Raw genomic sequence first — 16,354 nt, 5'->3', positions numbered from 1 at the left:
GGGCGAGGGATGTTTGGGTTTAAGCTCGTTCTCTTTGAGAAATGAGAGAGAGGAAGATCGGATGCAGATCCCCGCCTGCGCGGGGATGCGCGGGTTGAGAGAATGACCTACCTCACTCATTCCCCAACTCGGTAATCGCGCGGAGATAGCGATTCGAGTAATCCGTGCGAATTTCAATCCAGATCGGCAGGTGATCGGACATTTCATCCGTGCGCCATCGCGAATAAAAGGACGACCAGTTATTATAGGGAATGCCGGTATTTGGCGCATCGCGGATCTCGGCGGCGATCTGCTGATAGGCGTCGCGATCCGTTTCGGTATAGACCGCCTCATGCCAGTCGACCCGGCCACTTTCCATCAGATCGCCTTCATCCTGCGGACCGATAAAGGTGATGTGGTCGAAATGCTTTTTATCCGCCCCCAGATTGGTGGGCCCGAAGTCAGGAATGACATAGCCCATATTCTTCAGGTCAACGAGGCCGGCATCATCCATGTCATCCTGATTGAAGTCACCCATGAAGATATGGACTTCGTCCTCGCGCTCGGCCCGCTCTTTCAGCGTCTTGCCGATGAGGGCGATTTCCTGCTGGCGCGTCGGTTTGCCGGGCTTGTCTTCTGAAACAATGTGGGCGGAGCAAAGCGTGAAGTGGAACCATCCGGCCTGAAAGGAGGCAAAGAAAGGCGTCCTGCTCGGCTGCTCCCCGTTCAACAGTTCGTCGCGCGGATAAACCAGCTCGCCAATCAGATTGTTGAAGCGGACTTTATTGCGGTTGAAGAAATAGGCCATGCGCTCGTCATTGCCTGCATGGCCCGTGGTCTGATCATTCACGAAGAAATCCCAGTTCGGCCCGAGCAGGCCTTTGAGCCGTCGCAGCGCCTCCATGTCCTTTGCCTCCTGAATGGCGCAGATGTCGAAATGATCGATGATCTCGGCGATGTAGTGATAGCTCTCGGGCAGGCGTTTCCGGCCGCCATCGAAGTGTTTGATGTTCCATGACCCGACGATCAGCGAATTCGGATCGCGCCGGGAGATGATATCGCCATTGAGCATGGCCCGCAGGCGCAAGAGACGCTGGGCGATCCAACCGGCCTGTCCCGGTGCCTGATTGCCCAAGGGATAGGTTTTCCGATCCCGCCTGATCGACTGGTAATAGGCCATGGCTCACCCCCGCTTTGGTCCGTCTTCGAAGTAGGCAAATTCGCCTGCGTGGGCGACCCCCTAGTGCAGATCAATCTCAGGGTCGTGAGGGGAGATTGCTTGCGCGCGGCGACGTGATCCCGCACAAATGGCGGCATGATCACGCTTCATCACCTTGAGAATTCCCGTTCCATGCGCATCCTCTGGCTCCTTGAGGAGCTCGGGGTGGAGTATCAGCTTATCACCTCGCTGCGCGATCCGAAGACCATGCTGGGGCCTGAGGAGCAGACGCGGGTGCATCCCTCCGGCGGCTGGCCGGTGATCGAGGATGGCGGGGTGACGCTGGCCGAGAGCGGGGCGATCACCGAATATCTGCTTGCGAAAGTGGGGGACGAGAAATGGCGTCCTGGGCCGGACAGCCCGCATTATACGGACTATCTTTACTGGCTGCATTTTGCCGAATCGACGCTGCAGCCTTTCTCCTTCATGTCGCTGGTCTTCTCGCGCATGCCGCAATCAGCGCCGGGGCTGATCCGGCCGATCCTGAACAAGGCGTCGAAGGCCGTGCACCAGAACTTCATTCTGCCGCGGTCGGAGCGTTATCTGGGGCTGGCGGATGCGCATCTGGCCGAGAATGAGTTCTTTGCAGGTGATCATCCGACGGGCGCCGATGTCATGATGATCTTCACGCTGGAAACGTCGCTGTCGCGCTTCCCGAACGCCAAGCGTTATGGCCATGTCCTGCGCTATGTCCGGGCGATACAGGCGCGGCCTGCCTATCAGAAGGCGCTGGCGGTTGGCGGCCGCTATGATTACGCGCCGATCTGACATCCGCTGAAACTTGTCTTTCCGGTGATGCTCGTCACAGTCGAGCTGGCTCTCTTGGGTTAACCATAATGGTGTCGCAACGACCTGCGGCAAACAGGAAAGAGACCCATGACCGCCATCACCAACCGCAACGTCGTTATCGCCGCCAGCGTCATCGCCGCCATCTTTGTCGGCCAGAGCCTGAGCGCTGCTTCTGCTCAGGAAACCGAAGTCGATCCGGCAGATGTTTCTGCCAATGTCGCCGAGTTCACGATGCAGGCGAGCACTGATTTTGCTGTCCGTCTGGCAACGCCGAGCTATGAGCTGGAAGAGAAATTCGCTGCGGTCGAAGACCACTCGACGATCCGCCCTGATTACTCGGACTACGCCAGCAATGATACGGATACGGAAGACACGATTGTCGTCGCCGACGCCCGCTAATCACTATGGCAGTGATGTAACCGGCAGTCTCTGGGGGGAGGCGGCCGGTTTTTGCTATCTGTGATGTTCGATATGGCTCTCAACAAGGGCCGAGTTATAGGTCCGCAGCGCCCGGATCTGTGTCAGCGTCCCGACAATCCTTGCATCATCCTTGTCCGCGACGACCGGCATGCCGTCGAGCCCCAGATCAGTCATCTGGGCCAGTGCCTCACCCAATGTCTGGTTGGCGAGCAGCCGAGGTGCATCTTCTTCCAGCGGCGCGGCATCTGGGGGCATTGCCCGCATGACATCGCGCACACGGATCGTATTGAGGATCACCCCTTGAGGTCCGTGGGAGAGATCATAGCCGCGTTGGTTCAGCTGGTAGTGGAACCAGGAGGACCCAAAGAAGACCTGCACCATGACGCTGGCGATGCCGACGGCAATCATCAGAGCGGCGGTCATCTGATAGTCACCGGTGATCTCAAAAACGATCAGCGTTGTTGAGATAGGTGCACCGATGATCGCGCCAGAGACGGCGCCCATGCCAATCATTGCAAAAAAGGTCGGATTGGCGACGGCGGAGTCCGGGAAGATGAAGGAAAGGGCGATGCCGAAGGCAGCCCCGGAAATCGCACCAAGATAAATGCCGCCGGAGAAGACCCCCGTGCCGAACCTGCAGGAGAGGCAGAGGACGGTGGCGAATAGCTTGGCGACGAGAAGGATCGTCAGCAGGGAGAGCGAATAATTTCCGTTGAGCGCCTGAGATGTGGCTTCATAGCCGAAGCCCAACACTTCGGGCAGGAAAATACCGATGACGCCCATCCCGACGCCTGCGATGACGGGGAGGAGGAAGGCCGGTACCCGCCGCTTGGCGATCAACTGGCGGGACATTTTCCGGCCCTTGGCCGCCGTCTGAAGGAAGGACCAGGCGACAGCTCCGCAGATCAGGCCGAGGACAGCGCCGAGCGGAATGTCATAGGGCGCGGCACTCGCATAGGCGGGGATGTCGAAGCGGTGGACATCGCCTAGCTGCGATTGAGCGATCAGTAGGGAGACGACACTCGACAGGGTGACGGGGCCGAAGATCGAGAGCGCGTAATTCGACAGAACGACTTCTAGCGCGAATAGGACGCCTGCGATTGGTGCGTTAAAGGCAGCCGAGACTGCTGCTGCGGCAGCGCAGCCGAGCAGGGTACGGGCATCTTTTGCCGATAGCTTGAACCTCCGGGCAAGGAAGGTTGCCATCGAGCCACCCATCAGGACGAGCGGCCCCTCGCGCCCGGCACTGGCGCCAAAACCCAGAGCAACGCCTGCCGCAATCGTGTTCGCCGCACCGCCGGCAAGGCTCACATGCCCCGGCGGGCTCGCGCGGGCTTCGATAACTTCGGCAACACCCTGACAGCGGATATCGGGGAGGATATGGAACCGCTGGGCTAGCCACAAGATCGCGCCAACGATCAGTCCCCCGACGACCGGCACAAGGAAGGCCCGCCATGGCTCAAGCCCTCGCGCGCCCTGCGCCAGTAGGCTCGTTCCTTCGCCATAGGCCCAGGTTGTCAGCGCTTCGACGGCGATCGTGAAAAGGATGACACCATAAGACACCAGCACACCGACAGCGGCGGCCAGCAGCCAGACCTTCATGTTGGAGACGGATTCTGCCCGCTCCGCCGAATGGCGTAGCCAAAGCCTGATCCGTTCGAGTGGCGCTGATGTCATGGAGAATCGCCGCTATCATGCTTTGATAGGACTGTCAGTCAGATCGTGAGTGGCCTTTGCGTCACGCATGCGGGCAGATGACATCTTTGTGAAAAGAATGTGGGGTTTCGTGCCATCCCTTTGCCGCAGTCTCCTCTATGGTAAAAGGCAAGAGAGAATCAGGGGTATTTCATGTTTCGTCTTTCTTACACTGTCCGGGCCGGAATTGCGGCTGCCCTTCTGACCTCCATGATGGGAGGCAGCGCGGTCGCGCAGGTTCAGGCAAATCCAGCCGCCGCTCGCGGAGACCGGGTCGAGGAGCGCCTCATCCGGCTCGAAAACCAGCTCCGCGACCTGCAGGGCGCACTTTATTCAGTAGAAGGCCCGCAGCGTCCGCTGGGCGGCACCCAGAATTTTCCCTCTGGCGCGGTTCTCCCGCCAGACGGGCCGTCCGCTGCGGACACATCAATTCGCGTTCTTCAGCTTGAGCAGTCGATTGCCGAGCTGACCGGCCGGGTTGAGGAGCTCGCCTACCGGCTGGAGCGTCAGCAGGAGATCATTGAGCGTCTCGAAGGCGCAGGGTCGCCGGAATTCGGCGCGCCAAGCCGGCTGCCTGGCATTGACGGCATCGACAATCCCGATCGCGGCACGACCGGTGGGCCGGTCGATCTGTTGAGCGGCGAAGATACAGGCGAGCCCGAAGGCCCGATGACGCCGACTGTCATGCTGCCGGACGATCCCGACCGTGCCTATGATGAGGCTTATCAGTCGGTGCTGGCTGCCGATTACGAGACGGCCGAAGCCAAGCTTGAAGCCTTTGTCGCCAAATTCCCCGAGGCGACCCAGACGGCAGAAGCCAAATTCATGCTCGGTGAGATCTATCTGGCGACCGGCGCGAATGGCGAAGCGGCGCGCATCTTCCTCGACCATGTGTCGAATTATAAGGACGATCCACGCTCGCCCGAGGCGTATCTGAAGCTCGGCATCGCCTTCACCCGCCTCAACCGGCCTGAAGAGGCCTGCCGCGTCTTCAATGCAGGGCTCAAGAAGTTCCCGAACATGGAACAGCGCCTTGCCACCAAATATGCCGAAGAGCGCGCAGCTGCGGTCTGCAACTGACGGCTGACCTGAAATTCGACTGGGCGCTGCCGCCGGGAGAGCCGGTGGCGGTCGCCGTCTCGGGCGGAGCGGACAGCTTCGCCCTTCTTCATGTATTGCATGAGAAAAACGTCCCAATCATCGCGCTGACGGTCGATCATGGCCTCCGGCCTGAAGCAGCGTATGAAGCGGCAAAAGTCGCTGAATGGTGCGCGGCCCGGGGCATCAGCCATGAGACACTTGTTTGGACTTCTGCCGCTCATCCCCGCGAAAGCGGGGGTCTCCCTCAGCGTCATGAGGTCCCGGATCGGGCTGCGCCCGTCCGGGATGAGCGGAGTAAGGGAAACCTTCAGGCCAATGCCCGCACCGCGCGCTATCGGCTGCTCTGCGACGCCTGCAACAGGCTCGGGCTCGAAACCCTCGTCACCGCGCATACAGCTGATGATCAGGCAGAGACCGTCTTCATGCGGTTGCGCCGCGGGTCAGGCCAGGGCCTTGCGGGGATGCCCGAGACCCGCCTGATCGCAGGCGGGGCGGGCGAGCCGGTGACGCTCTACCGGCCTCTGCTCGGGGTGCGGCGCACCGAGACGCAAAGCTATGCTGAGGCTCATGACCTGCCGGTCAGCTATGATCCCTCAAACGAGGATGACCGCTTTGAGCGGGTACGTATCCGCGCGCTCCTCGCCGCGCTCGAACAACAGGATCTGCTGACGGTCGAGGCGCTTTGCCGGACGGCTGAAGAAGCCGCAGAACTGAACAGGATCGAAGCCGCTCGTAATGTGGAAGCGTCTCAGATTTACATGCGCAAATCACACGTGGATGCATCAGTCCAATTTTTGGAGAGCTTCAGTTCAAACAGTGGGTTCCAAGACGGTGCTGTCATTGAGGCCGTTCATGCCGTGTCTGGATCCTCTACCATGCCGACAAGATACGGTGATCTCTTTCATAATGACGCCGGACAGATTGAAACTGTTGGGCGTCGATATTCAGTTTCCACTATTTCTGGCGTCATCCTCGCTTACGGGCTCCATGATGCATTTATCTTCCGCGAGCCCGCTGCCCTTCTGGGCCGGGCCGGCGGGGCAGGGGGCTTTGAGCCGATCGCTGTCAAAGCAGGCGAAAAGCACCTCTATGACCGGCGGTTTATTGTGCATGTGCCGGAGGGCATCGCCGAGGTCACCGTCATAAAACCCCTTGGCGCGCTGATTCCGCGTGACATTGCGACATCGACACTGGATCGTAAGCGCATTTCGACGTTACCTTGTCTCACTCGCGGGGACGCACTCTCCCACATCCCTGCGGCCTGCCAGGATTTCATTGCCGCGGCGCTTTCCGGTTGGAAGCAGGCCGAGGCCTTCCTAGATAATGTGGGAACATTTAAGGCGGACAGCCTGCTCGAGGAACGATTCTCGGGCCGCGTTATCCGCTTTTGAACGGCTTTGATGATACGGGGCGCTCCCACGCCCGGTTAGAGAAGGACACTACATGAACGGTCGCCACTGGATGGTCTGGGGCTTGATGCTGATTGTCGCCCTGATGCTGCTCTACGTGTTCTCGAACACGACGCCCAATGGGCAGGTGACGGAGCTGAGCTATTCGGATTTCCGTGAGCAGGTTGCCAATGACGGCATCCGCCGGGCGGAGATCGACGAGAATATCGTCTCGGGCTTCCTCTCAAGCGGTGAGCGCTTCGTTGCGGTCGTGCCCGATGGCGCGAATGCCGCTGACGTCCTTTACGACGCTCAGGTGCCGGTCACGGTGGTGCCCGAAGAGCAGATGCCGCTTCTGCTCTCTATCCTGATCAATCTCATCCCCTTCATCCTGATTTTCGGGCTGATCTATTTCGTCTCCCGCCAGATGCAGGCGGGGTCGGGCCGGGCCATGGGCTTTGGCAAGTCGAAAGCCAAGCTGCTGACCGAACGGCATGGCCGGGTCACCTTTGACGATGTCGCCGGCATCGATGAAGCGAAAGAAGAGCTTGAAGAGATCGTCGAATATCTCCGTGATCCGATGAAATTCCAGCGCCTTGGCGGCAAGATCCCCAAAGGCGCGCTGCTCGTCGGCCCACCGGGTACCGGTAAGACGCTGCTTGCCCGCGCGATTGCAGGCGAGGCGAATGTGCCTTTCTTCACGATTTCGGGCTCGGACTTCGTTGAAATGTTCGTGGGCGTCGGCGCGAGCCGGGTGCGCGACATGTTCGAGCAGGCAAAAAAGAACGCGCCCTGCATCATCTTCATTGACGAGATCGATGCGGTCGGCCGCTCACGGGGTGCCGGCCTTGGCGGCGGCAATGACGAACGCGAGCAGACGCTGAACCAGCTTCTCGTCGAGATGGACGGGTTTGAGGCCAATGAAGGCATCATCCTGATCGCCGCGACTAACCGGCCCGATGTTCTGGACCCGGCGCTTCTGCGCCCCGGCCGCTTTGACCGTCAGGTCGTCGTGCCGAACCCTGACCTTGTCGGCCGCGAGAAAATCCTCGGTGTGCATATCAAGAAAGTGCCGCTTGGCCCTGATGTGAATATTCGCGCGATTGCTCGCGGCACGCCGGGCTTTTCGGGCGCGGACCTCGCAAACCTCGTCAATGAGGCGGCCCTGCTTGCGGCCCGGCGCGGCAAGCGCATGGTCACGAACAAGGAGTTCGAGGACGCCAAAGACAAGATCATGATGGGGGCGGAGCGTCGCTCGACCGTCATGACCGAGGATGAAAAGGCGCTGACTGCCTATCACGAGGCGGGCCACGCTATCGTTGCGCTGAACGTGCCGAAGACGGACCCTGTTCACAAGGCGACCATCATCCCGCGGGGCCGTGCGCTCGGCATGGTGATGCAGCTTCCCGAACGCGACCGCTTCTCGATGTCGAAGATCGAAATGACTTCGCGGCTGGCCATCCTGATGGGCGGACGGGTCGCCGAGGAACTCAAATTCGGCAAGGACAATGTCACCTCTGGTGCGTCCTCTGACATTGAGCAGGCAACAAAGATCGCCCGCGCGATGGTCACCCAATATGGCCTGTCCGATGAGCTGGGGCCGATTGCCTATTCCGAGGATGAAGGCGAAGTCTTCCTTGGGCAGAGCATTGCCCGGTCGAAATCGCTGTCGCCGGAGACCGCGCGCAAGATCGAGGATGAGATCCGCGGCCTCGTCAATGAAGGCTATGAAACGGCGCGCCGGATCCTTGCCGAAGAGAAGAATGAGGACTGGATCAAACTGTCAGAGGGTCTGCTCGAATATGAGACCCTGACGGGCGAAGAGATCGGCAAGCTCCTCAAGGGTGAGAAGATCATCCGCGATGATCCGGGCGACACGCCGACCCCGCCACCAAGCTCCGTGCCGACAGCCGGACCCCATCATGAAGGCGGCTCCGAAGGCGTTGGCGGTCCCGAACCGCAAGGCGCGTAACGGTCACAGACATTAGATAAAGAAGAGCGGCCTCGCGGGGCCGCTCTTTTTCTTTTTGCTGCCGCGATTGACGTCAGGCTCCTTCATGTTACCAATCGTATAGATTGGGAGAGGGGCGGTCATGCAACCCAAGATTAAAGTCGGCGATCTGGCGGGTGAAAGCCTGGGGCTCTCGCTAGAGCAGCTTGCGAATTTCGTCCGAATGGGCTGGCCCGCCATTCTGCTCATGGTGCCGAGTGCAATCTTCATGGAGATGAGCACCACCGAAATAAGCTGGAATGAGTCGGTGATCACTGACTGGGCGTCCTGGGTAAAAGGGGTGGCCCTGTCGTTTTTCGGCTGGATCGTCCTGATCCCCACAATCGTTCGCCATTATCAGGTAGCCGCCAATGAAGCGGAAATTCCCGGAGGCATTCTTTATCTGAAATGGGGCAACCGCGAGACGAAATTTCTGCTCGCGACCATCCTGCTGGTGCTGCTGGTTTGCTTCGCGGGTCTGGGGGCGTTGGTGCCTTTTATGGTGCTCACCTTTATTTGCAGCCTGATGAGTGTCTCGGCAGCAGTCATGACGGCTCTTCAATTCGTCGGCTTCGGGGGCTTCGCCCTGCTTCTCATGTGGTTCATGGTGAGGTCTCTCTTGATCTTGCCATCTGTCGCGATCGAAGGCCGGATCCAATTCGGCAAAGCGTTCGACCAGACCAAAGGCTATTTCTGGCGTTTACTGGGCGTGCAGATTGCCCTGATGCTTGCCATGATCGTCGCTCAGATCCTTGTATATCTGGCGGCACTCGTCCTCGGTCTCCTGCTCTCACTGACACCACTGACATTCGAAGGCTGGAGTCTCGGCAACATCCTGATCATGACCTTGTCGGCCATTGTCAGCTTCTTCTTCTCGCTTGTGTATATCGTTTTGGGCGGCCTCGTCTGGCAGCGGTTCAACAATCCGGACAGCCTGACGGTCGCGGATGCGCAATTTGCGGACTGAGTGCATCCGCCGTGCGTGCCCCATGGCGCAGGCGCAGCAGATGCGTTATCGTTTAGCGGCGAGGCAAGGTGGCGCCGGGGGCAGATATGTCGCGTAAACTTCCCATCGCCGAGACGGCGGTCCAGTCAATCCAGTTCTCTCTCCGGCATGTATGGCCGGCGATCCGGCTCGGCTGGCCGTCCTTCATTGTCTTTCTGGCGCTGATGATCGCGGGTTTTGCGCTGCTGCTCTTTAATATTCCGGGTTTTCCCGATGCGGTTCTTGCGCTGATTGACGAGATGGAGGCGCGCTCCGCTCTCGCGGTCAGCCCGCTTGATGCCTTTATCAGCGAGGCCGAGGTCGAGGCCATTTTCGAGGAATATGTCGGTGAGGTCAGCCTGCTGAACATCCTGCCCGGCTTGCTTGTCATGATGCTAGGCGGGATCGTCTTCGTGCCGATGAGTGTGCTTTTATTCCGGGTGGCGGCAGGGGATACCGAGTTGCCCAAGGGCTACTTCTACTGGCGCTGGACCGGGATCGAGACGCGTCTGGTCCTTGTCTATATTTGCTATGCGATTGCGATGATCACGATTACCGCAGGGCTCTATTGGGGAACGGTCTGGATCGCGTCGTCGATCCTGTTCCGCGGCGACGTCACGATTGGCTGGGTGCTTTATGTCCTGCCATGGCTGTTCCTGCTGGTGATGCTTTGGGTGACGCTGCGCTCACTGATGATCATTCCCGCCGCCGCCATCGAAGACCGCTTTAGCGTTGGTGCCGCGCTCGGCGCGACGGGCGGGAATTTCTTCCGCCTGATCGGCTCGCTGATCATTGTGAAGATCCTCGTCATCGCCTGCATCCTTGCCTTCTGGCTGATCCTCTTCATCCTGTCGCTGACGGCAGGGGGCTTGGGCCTGCAATTCGGTGATGGCTCTATGGCAGGCAAGATACTGGGTGCGGTCATGCTGGTCGTCACCCTCGGCGCCAGCCTGTTTTTCATGATTGCCCTTAATCTTGTCTCATTCGGCTGGTTGGGTGGCGCATGGGCTGCTATCCGCAACAGGTAATGATCAGAACACTTCTCTTCGCAACGCTCGCCATCTGCCTTCCCGTCTCTGCCGGAGCCGAAGAGGCGCCGCGTCCAAAATCGATCTGGGCAGCGGGTAATCCGGGCTGGGTCAAACCGGTCGATCCTTTTCGCATTGCCGGGAATGTCCATTTTGTCGGCACGGAGGGCCTCGGCATCTTCCTCATCACGGGTGAGGACGGGCATATCCTGATCGATGGCGGCCTGCCGGGCTTTGAAGATCAGGTGCTCGACAGCATCCGCTCGCTGGGCTTTGACCCCGCCGATGTGAAGGTCCTGCTGAACACCCATGCGCATTTCGATCATTCGGGCGGGCTCGCTTACATCAAGGATGTCACCGGGGCTGAGTTCTGGGCCATGTCTGAGGATGTCTCCCAGCTCGAAGGCGGCTTTTATGTCGGGGCCGAGGACAATGCGGCCTTCAATGCGCCGCCGGTCAAGGTCGACCGTGTCCTGACGGATGGAGAAGAGATCCACCTCGGTGACATTACCCTGACGGCAAGGCTGACCCCGGGGCACTCGCCGGGCTGCACCTCCTGGTGGACGAGCATTGAGGAGGGCGGGGAGGCGCTTGACCTTCTCATTTTCTGCAGCGCGACGGTCGCGGCCAACCGGCTCGCTCCGCCGCAATATGAGGGCATTGTCGAGGATTACCGCAAAACCTTCCGTGTGACGAAGGATTGGCAGCCGGATATCTTCGTTGCCAACCATCCGGGCTTCTCGAACCTGATGGCCGAACGCCTGAAAGCCGAAGCGGGCGAGCCCGATGCCTACCGGAATACCGAACTCTTCACCCGCATGATGTCGCGGCTGGAAGAAGAGTTCGAAAAGGCGCTCAAAAACCAGACCGCTGAGGCGGGGCAATGAGTCTGCCGGTGCCCACCCTGATGGGCATCATCAATGTGACGCCCGACAGTTTCTCCGATGGCGGACGGTTTGCCTCGCGTGATCATGCGCTTGCCCATGGATTGCGGCTGATGGAGGAGGGCGCGCATGTCCTCGATATTGGCGGTGAGTCAACAAGGCCCGGCGCTGCGCCAGTTTCCGAGAACGAAGAAATGGACCGTGTCCTGCCCGTCATCGAGGCGCTGGTCCCGCATCTGAACGACGGCGTCCGCCTCTCCATCGACACGCGCAAACCTCGCGTGGCAGAAGCCGCCATCGGGGCAGGCGCACATATCTGGAATGATGTGACGGCGCTGGAATTCGCGCCCGACAGTCTTAAAATGGCGGCGCGTCTCGGCGTGCCCGTCATCCTGATGCATGCCCGCGGCACGCCAGAAACCATGCAGGACGATCCGCATTATGACGATGTCGTCTCTGAGGTGCGGGACTATCTGGCCGCCCGCGTTGCGGCCTGCGAGGCGGCAGGCATTCCCCGCGACCGGTTGATCGTGGATCCCGGTATCGGGTTCGGCAAGACGGTAGAGCACAATGTGGCGCTGATTCGGCACATGGCCGCGTTTACCGATCTTGGCTGTGAGGTCATGCTGGGCGCCTCGCGAAAGCGCTTCATTGCAAGTCTCGATCGGGGCGGAGACGCCGACGAACGGCTTGGCGGCTCGCTTGCGGCGGTGATCGCCGCCTGGCGGCAGGGCGCAAGCTGGTTCCGGGTGCATGACGTGGCCGCGACCCGGCAGGCGCTCGCGGTTACGAAAGCATTGGAAACGCGAAGTTAACAGGCAAAGCTTCCTCAATGTTTGAGCGCTAAAGGGTGTGTGGTAACGGGCACATACCTGACGGAGGAGCCATTCCATGCGCGGCGACGACCAGCCCTTTGAACGCAAGATTTTCGGTACGGACGGCGTGCGCGGCATGGCCAATACCGGCGCGCTCTCGCCTGATCAGCTGATGCGGCTGGGGATTGCCGCGGGCCGGGTCTTTAGGCGCGGCCAGCACCGCCACCGGGTTGTCATCGGCAAGGATACGCGGCTTTCAGGCTATATGATCGAGCCGGCGCTGACCGCCGGGCTGATCGCAGCCGGGATGGATGTCATCCTGCTCGGGCCGCTGCCGACCCCGGCCACGGCGCTCCTCACCCGCTCGATGCGGGCGGATCTCGGCGTGATGATCTCCGCCTCTCATAATCCGTATCATGACAATGGGATCAAGTTCTTTGGGCCGGATGGCTTCAAGCTGTCTGACCAGACCGAGTTGCAGATCGAAAAGCTGATGGAGGACGGCACCGAAGCGGGTCTTGTTCCCTCAAGCGAGCTGGGCCGTGCCAAACGTATCGAGGATGCGGGCGCGCGCTATATCGAATTTGCCAAATCGACCCTGCCGCGGCGGCTGACGCTCGACGGTCTTCGCGTCGTGCTCGATTGCGCGAATGGGGCGGCCTACAAGGTGGCGCCGACCGTGCTTTATGAGCTTGGCGCTGAGGTGAAGACTATTGGGGCGGAACCGGACGGTTTTAACATCAACCGCAATGTCGGCTCGACCGCGCCGCGTAAGCTGCAGGACATGGTGCTCGAATACCGCGCCGATATCGGCATCGCGCTCGATGGCGATGCGGACCGCGTGATCATCGTCGATGAGCGCGGGCGGATCGTCGATGGCGACCAGATCCTTGCGACCATCACCCATTCTCTGCATGCAGAAGGATTGCTGCGCGGCGGCGGGGTCGTCGCGACCGTCATGTCTAATATGGGGTTTGAGAAATATCTCGGCACGCTGGGGCTGGAGCTCCTGCGCACGAAAGTCGGCGACCGCTATGTCGTTGAGCAGATGCGGGCTCGCGACATCAATGTCGGCGGCGAGCCGTCCGGGCACGTCGTGCTCAGTGACTACGCTACGACCGGCGATGGCCTCGTCACCGCGCTGCAGATCCTCAATGTCGTTGCGCAGGCTGGCGCGCCGGTCTCGGAAGTCTGCTCGAAATTCGAGCCTTTCCCGAACCTTCTCAAAAATGTCCGCTACAAGCGTGGCGAGCCGCTCGAAGACAAGAAAGTCCAGAAGGCGATTGCCGATGCGGAAGCGGCGCTCGGTGACAAAGGCCGCACCGTGATCCGCAAATCAGGCACTGAGCCTGTCATCCGTGTGATGGCGGAGAGCGAAGACGAAGCCCTCGTCAAACGTGTCGTCGGGGATATCTGCGCCGCGATCGAAGCTGCGGTGTAGGGATGATGCGGGGGCTGGTCACAACGCTCCTTCGGCTTGGCGGTGTCGCGGCGATGGTCTGGGGCATGGCCACAACGACGGGCGCGTTGATTTCTCTCGCCAGTCCGGCTCCTGAATATATGTCCAATCTTTACTGGATGAGCATACCTACGCTCACTTCAGCGCTCACCCTTTTCGGCTTGGGTCTCGGGCTCTTCTTGGGTGCGTCATGGCTAGCCGTCAAGATTGTCCCGGATGCGGATGAAATGTCGCTTGAGTTGGCGACTCTCGACGTTGAAAAGGCGGGCTTTGTCTTGCTGGGGGCGTTCTTCGCTGCCGGTGCGCTGATCGATCTGACCTATTGGGGGCACGCTGTCTGGGGCTGGTTGCGATCCGCTGCAAGCAACCACAGTGCGGAGCCTGATGCCTTCTATGAATATGGCGTGATTGTGAGTTGTGTGATTCAGCTTTTGATCGGACTTGTCTTTGTTTGGTTCGGTCGGCGCAAATGACGCCCCGGGTGCTCATCATAGCGGGATCTGATTCCGGTGGAGGCGCGGGGATCCAGGCTGATATCAAGACGGTGACGGCGCTGGGCGCCTATGCGGCGACGGCCATCACCGCGATTACTGTTCAGGATACGGAGAAGGTGCATGCCGTCCATCCCGTGCCCGATGAGGCAGTCGCGGATCAGATCCGGGTCGTCCTCAGTGATATCGGGGCGGACGCGATCAAGATCGGCATGATCGGCACGCGCGGGGCGGGCGAGGCGATCCTGAAAGCGCTGGCGCCATGGCCGGACATCCCGCTCATTCTCGACCCCGTGCTGGTCGCGACCAGCGGGGATGCCCTCGGCGATGACAGCGTCGCCGCGCTGATCCGCGATGAATTTCTGCCGCGCACCACCATCCTCACGCCGAATGTGCCGGAAGCAGAAATGCTGACCGGCCTCGTCATTCACGATACGGACGGCTTTGCCGTTGCCTGCGCAAAGCTTGCCGATATGGGCGCGACTGGCATCATGGCCAAGGCGGGACACCTGACGGGCGATCCGGTTGAGGATTTCTATTTCGAAGTGGGGCTGCGGACGGTCTTCTCCCATCCACGCTTCGTCAGCCGCAACACCCATGGCACGGGTTGCTCGCTCGCATCGGCGATTGCGGCAGGGGTGGCGCAGGGCATGAGCAGGCCAGAAGCCTGCCGCCGCGCGGTCGCATATGTGTCGGCAGCCATTGAGCACGCGGCGGGCCTCGGCAAAGGCCACGGCCCGCTCAATCATGCAATGATTGAACGCGAGGACGGCACCTTCCGTCCCCGTTAGATCATCCGAAACACATCCGCGAACATCTCCGGCGTCAGGCGGCCGGTATTCGTGTTGTATCGCGAGCAGTGATAGCTGGAGAGCAGACGCAAGGGGCCGTTAGGCCCTTCAAGTTGATACTCCGTGCCATGACCGAAGGGATGATCCTTCAGCTTTGCGCCCATTGCGCGAATGACGGAGTCATGGGCGATTTTGCCCAGCGCAATCATGACCTCAAGATTGGGCAGGGTTTCGATCCGGCGGATCAGGAACGGGCGGCACTGATTGATCTCCGGGCCCGTCGGCTTGTTCTGGGGCGGCACGCAGCGCACCGCATTGGTGATCATCGTGCCGATCAGCTCCAGCCCATCATCCGGCCGCTGGTCATAGACCCCGCGCGCCAGACCATGATCGAGCAGCGTGGCATAAAGAAGGTCACCGGCCCAATCGCCGGTAAAGGGGCGGCCCGTGCGGTTCGCGCCCTGTAGCCCCGGCGCCAGTCCGACGATAAGCACACGGACCGTCTCATCCCCGCCAGCGGCGGCAAAGGAAGGGACGGCGCCGTTGAACCAGTCAGGATGCTCGACGGCCGTTGCTGCACGAAACTCAGCAAGGCGGGGGCAGAGAGGGCAGTCGCGGGGCGGCTCGGCAGGCAGGGATGGCTCAGCCATCGGACCCGCTGAACTCCTCCGCATAATCATCATCTTCGATCTCGTCGTCATTCGACTCACGCCGCTGCGGCGGGGCCGACTTACGGGCGATGACATCTTCGAGATCGGTGAGGTCGACGAACTGGTCAGCCTGGCGGCGGATTTCGTCGCTCGCCATGGGCGGTTGGGTCCCTGTTGTTGAGACACAGACGACCCGGCAGCCCTGTTCCTGCACCTTGGCGATCGCATGGCGGAAATCGCCATTGCCGGTGAAGAGGACGATGCAGTCGAGCTTTGGTGCCATCATGACGAGGTCAACAGCCAGCTCGATATCGACATTGCCGCGATAGCGTTTGCGCCCCTGCGCATCGACAAATTCGCGCGCGATCTTCGTCTTCAGCTGGTAGCCATTATAGTCGAGCCAATCGACGAGCGGCCGGAGCGGGGAGTAATCCTGATCCCGGTCTTCCTGCATCGCCGTATAGTAATAGGCCCGGACAAGGCGCGTCTCTGACCGCGTTTTCTGCAGCAGGCGCTTGTAATCGATGTCAAAGCCCAAATTGCGAGCGGTTTTGTATAAATTGGCGCCGTCAATGAAAATTGCGGTACGGTCATCAGGATCGAGACCCATCCAGTCAGTCATATTATCTCTCTTGAATTGCGACAGACGGTCGTGAGTAAAGCGCTTCTC

Annotated in this window: 16 protein-coding genes; 12 read left to right on the top strand and 4 right to left on the bottom strand. The window is 60.3% G+C overall.

Annotation, left to right across the window (positions count from 1 at the left end; translation table 11 throughout):
- Positions 1-112: 112 nt before the first annotated feature.
- Complete coding sequence (locus DX908_RS04875; protein ID WP_116391301.1) at positions 113-1,159, bottom strand: endonuclease/exonuclease/phosphatase family protein; 1,047 nt, start codon at positions 1,157-1,159, stop codon at positions 113-115.
- 135 nt (positions 1,160-1,294) lie between these two features.
- On the opposite strand from DX908_RS04875, the gene DX908_RS04870 reads away from it, so the two are divergent.
- A complete protein-coding gene (locus DX908_RS04870) occupies positions 1,295-1,966 on the top strand; it encodes a glutathione S-transferase family protein (RefSeq protein ID WP_116391300.1) in 672 nt (223 codons plus the stop codon).
- Between the two features lie 108 nt (positions 1,967-2,074).
- Positions 2,075-2,386, top strand: coding sequence for a hypothetical protein (locus tag DX908_RS04865; RefSeq protein ID WP_116391299.1), 312 nt, complete (start codon positions 2,075-2,077; stop codon positions 2,384-2,386).
- 54 nt (positions 2,387-2,440) lie between these two features.
- On the opposite strand, the gene DX908_RS04860 is transcribed toward DX908_RS04865, so the two are convergent.
- Positions 2,441-4,084 (bottom strand): chloride channel protein, encoded by a 1,644-nt coding sequence (locus DX908_RS04860; protein WP_116391298.1) that lies wholly within the window; start codon positions 4,082-4,084, stop codon positions 2,441-2,443.
- Between the two features lie 171 nt (positions 4,085-4,255).
- Between DX908_RS04860 and DX908_RS04855 the strand changes: the two genes are divergently transcribed.
- From DX908_RS04855 to thiD, 10 genes are all read left to right on the top strand, one after another.
- Positions 4,256-5,182, top strand: a complete 927-nt coding sequence (locus DX908_RS04855; RefSeq protein WP_116391297.1) for a tetratricopeptide repeat protein — start codon at positions 4,256-4,258, stop codon at positions 5,180-5,182.
- Between the two features lie 44 nt (positions 5,183-5,226).
- Positions 5,227-6,594, top strand: a complete 1,368-nt coding sequence (tilS, locus tag DX908_RS04850; RefSeq protein ID WP_158548515.1) for a tRNA lysidine(34) synthetase TilS — start codon at positions 5,227-5,229, stop codon at positions 6,592-6,594.
- A 52-nt stretch (positions 6,595-6,646) separates the two neighbouring features.
- Positions 6,647-8,563 carry an ATP-dependent zinc metalloprotease FtsH gene (ftsH, locus tag DX908_RS04845; protein WP_116391295.1) on the top strand — a complete coding sequence of 639 codons (1,917 nt, stop codon included), beginning with the start codon at positions 6,647-6,649 and terminating at the stop codon, positions 8,561-8,563.
- Positions 8,564-8,765: 202 nt separating this feature from the next.
- Entirely contained in the window at positions 8,766-9,548 is a 783-nt protein-coding gene (locus tag DX908_RS04840; RefSeq protein ID WP_158548513.1) for a hypothetical protein, read from the top strand.
- 86 nt (positions 9,549-9,634) lie between these two features.
- A complete protein-coding gene (locus tag DX908_RS04835; protein ID WP_116391293.1) occupies positions 9,635-10,594 on the top strand; it encodes a hypothetical protein in 960 nt (319 codons plus the stop codon).
- Entirely contained in the window at positions 10,594-11,481 is an 888-nt protein-coding gene (gene bla, locus DX908_RS04830) for a subclass B3 metallo-beta-lactamase (RefSeq protein ID WP_158548511.1), read from the top strand. Before DX908_RS04835 ends, bla begins: the two co-directional genes overlap by 1 nt.
- The gene (gene folP, locus DX908_RS04825; protein ID WP_116391291.1) at positions 11,478-12,293 is read left to right on the top strand and encodes a dihydropteroate synthase; all 816 of its coding nucleotides are present in this window, start codon (positions 11,478-11,480) and stop codon (positions 12,291-12,293) included. The genes bla and folP overlap by 4 nt, the downstream gene beginning before the upstream one ends.
- Positions 12,294-12,369: 76 nt before the next feature.
- The gene (glmM, locus tag DX908_RS04820) at positions 12,370-13,734 is read left to right on the top strand and encodes a phosphoglucosamine mutase (RefSeq protein WP_116391290.1); all 1,365 of its coding nucleotides are present in this window, start codon (positions 12,370-12,372) and stop codon (positions 13,732-13,734) included.
- Positions 13,735-13,736: 2 nt separating this feature from the next.
- Positions 13,737-14,225, top strand: coding sequence for a hypothetical protein (locus DX908_RS04815; RefSeq protein ID WP_116391289.1), 489 nt, complete (start codon positions 13,737-13,739; stop codon positions 14,223-14,225).
- Complete coding sequence (gene thiD, locus DX908_RS04810; protein ID WP_116391288.1) at positions 14,222-15,034, top strand: bifunctional hydroxymethylpyrimidine kinase/phosphomethylpyrimidine kinase; 813 nt, start codon at positions 14,222-14,224, stop codon at positions 15,032-15,034. The genes DX908_RS04815 and thiD overlap by 4 nt, the downstream gene beginning before the upstream one ends.
- On the opposite strand, the gene DX908_RS04805 is transcribed toward thiD, so the two are convergent.
- Together DX908_RS04805 and DX908_RS04800 are read right to left on the bottom strand one after the other, a co-directional pair.
- Positions 15,031-15,684 (bottom strand): uracil-DNA glycosylase, encoded by a 654-nt coding sequence (locus DX908_RS04805; protein WP_199564585.1) that lies wholly within the window; start codon positions 15,682-15,684, stop codon positions 15,031-15,033. The two genes, thiD and DX908_RS04805, sit on opposite strands and share 4 nt — an antisense overlap.
- Complete coding sequence (locus DX908_RS04800; protein WP_233508634.1) at positions 15,677-16,306, bottom strand: LabA-like NYN domain-containing protein; 630 nt, start codon at positions 16,304-16,306, stop codon at positions 15,677-15,679. Before DX908_RS04800 ends, DX908_RS04805 begins: the two co-directional genes overlap by 8 nt.
- Between the last annotated feature and the right edge of the window lie 48 nt (positions 16,307-16,354).

Source organism: Parvularcula marina, assembly GCF_003399445.1.
Lineage (GTDB): Bacteria > Pseudomonadota > Alphaproteobacteria > Caulobacterales > Parvularculaceae > Parvularcula > Parvularcula marina.
The sequence above is the reverse complement of the archived record's forward strand: the minus strand, read 5'-3'. Positions and strand labels throughout refer to the sequence as shown.

Coding starts and splice junctions, on each gene's coding strand:
- DX908_RS04875 (WP_116391301.1), bottom strand. CDS start 1,159: ATGGCCTATTACCAGTCGATCAGGCGGGATCGGAAAACCTATCCCTTG.
- DX908_RS04870 (WP_116391300.1), top strand. CDS start 1,295: ATGATCACGCTTCATCACCTTGAGAATTCCCGTTCCATGCGCATCCTC.
- DX908_RS04865 (WP_116391299.1), top strand. CDS start 2,075: ATGACCGCCATCACCAACCGCAACGTCGTTATCGCCGCCAGCGTCATC.
- DX908_RS04860 (WP_116391298.1), bottom strand. CDS start 4,084: ATGACATCAGCGCCACTCGAACGGATCAGGCTTTGGCTACGCCATTCG.
- DX908_RS04855 (WP_116391297.1), top strand. CDS start 4,256: ATGTTTCGTCTTTCTTACACTGTCCGGGCCGGAATTGCGGCTGCCCTT.
- ftsH (WP_116391295.1), top strand. CDS start 6,647: ATGAACGGTCGCCACTGGATGGTCTGGGGCTTGATGCTGATTGTCGCC.
- DX908_RS04840 (WP_158548513.1), top strand. CDS start 8,766: ATGGGCTGGCCCGCCATTCTGCTCATGGTGCCGAGTGCAATCTTCATG.
- DX908_RS04835 (WP_116391293.1), top strand. CDS start 9,635: ATGTCGCGTAAACTTCCCATCGCCGAGACGGCGGTCCAGTCAATCCAG.
- bla (WP_158548511.1), top strand. CDS start 10,594: ATGATCAGAACACTTCTCTTCGCAACGCTCGCCATCTGCCTTCCCGTC.
- folP (WP_116391291.1), top strand. CDS start 11,478: ATGAGTCTGCCGGTGCCCACCCTGATGGGCATCATCAATGTGACGCCC.
- glmM (WP_116391290.1), top strand. CDS start 12,370: ATGCGCGGCGACGACCAGCCCTTTGAACGCAAGATTTTCGGTACGGAC.
- DX908_RS04815 (WP_116391289.1), top strand. CDS start 13,737: ATGATGCGGGGGCTGGTCACAACGCTCCTTCGGCTTGGCGGTGTCGCG.
- thiD (WP_116391288.1), top strand. CDS start 14,222: ATGACGCCCCGGGTGCTCATCATAGCGGGATCTGATTCCGGTGGAGGC.
- DX908_RS04805 (WP_199564585.1), bottom strand. CDS start 15,684: ATGGCTGAGCCATCCCTGCCTGCCGAGCCGCCCCGCGACTGCCCTCTC.
- DX908_RS04800 (WP_233508634.1), bottom strand. CDS start 16,306: ATGACTGACTGGATGGGTCTCGATCCTGATGACCGTACCGCAATTTTC.